This is a genomic window from Streptococcus sp. ST14, assembly GCF_046098195.1.
Taxonomy (GTDB): domain Bacteria; phylum Bacillota; class Bacilli; order Lactobacillales; family Streptococcaceae; genus Streptococcus.
Map to the genome: position 1 here is coordinate 1 of NZ_JBJUSF010000069.1, position 789 is coordinate 789.

Here is a 789-nt window from a genome sequence, read left to right on the forward strand (position 1 = left end):
GTCTTAGAAGAAAACCAGCAAGCTGTCTCAACCTACCTGGGTGAAAAAGCTAAGTATGATGCTACTGTTGAACAAGCCACTGCTCTAAACAAAGCGGTAGAAAGCGCATCTGAAAAGCTGAAGAAAGAAAAGGTTGACGTTAAAGTCGTTACACGTACGGTCTCTTCAGTCGCAGAAGTAGAAGCATTGAAGAAACAAAATGACCAGGCTATTGCGACTGCAAAAGGCAAAGTGGAGCTTAACAAAGCCCTGATGGCTGCCTACACAGAGAAGAAGAATGCTAGTGAACAAGTCAATCAAGATGCTGACCGTAAGTTCGCTGAATTGAAAAAATCAGGTGTACTTCTCAGTTCTAAAACCCAAGAAGTTTCCTCAGTAGATGAGGCTAACCAAATTGCCAAACAAAACCAGGCAGCTTATAATCAAGCTAAGCAGGCCCAAGCCGAATGGCAGAAGAAGTACAACGATCTTCAGTCTAAAACAAGCACTGAAGGATACACAAAAGAAGTTGTACTACAAGCTCTAAGTCTTTCAACCGCTAATCCTGAAGCAACTGTGAAGTCTACAGCTTCAGGAGCAGAAGAACTGACTACGGATTATATCGCCTCATCAAGTGGCAGATCTGGGTACTCTCGCGTTCTAGACTCAACCAAAGTCTTGAAATACAAAGATGTGGGCAATGGTTGGACAACAGAAATTGATTATACTGGGTTAAACGGCTTAACAGTCACAACCGAGGATGGGAAACAACACAATATTTCTCGTATCCATCGAAAATTTCAAATTGTA

1 pseudogene is annotated in these 789 nt (G+C 42.2%); it reads left to right on the forward strand.

What is annotated here, in order from left to right:
• A pseudogene (locus ACIY19_RS10840) lies at positions 1-789 on the forward strand (glucan-binding protein C); the annotation flags it as partial.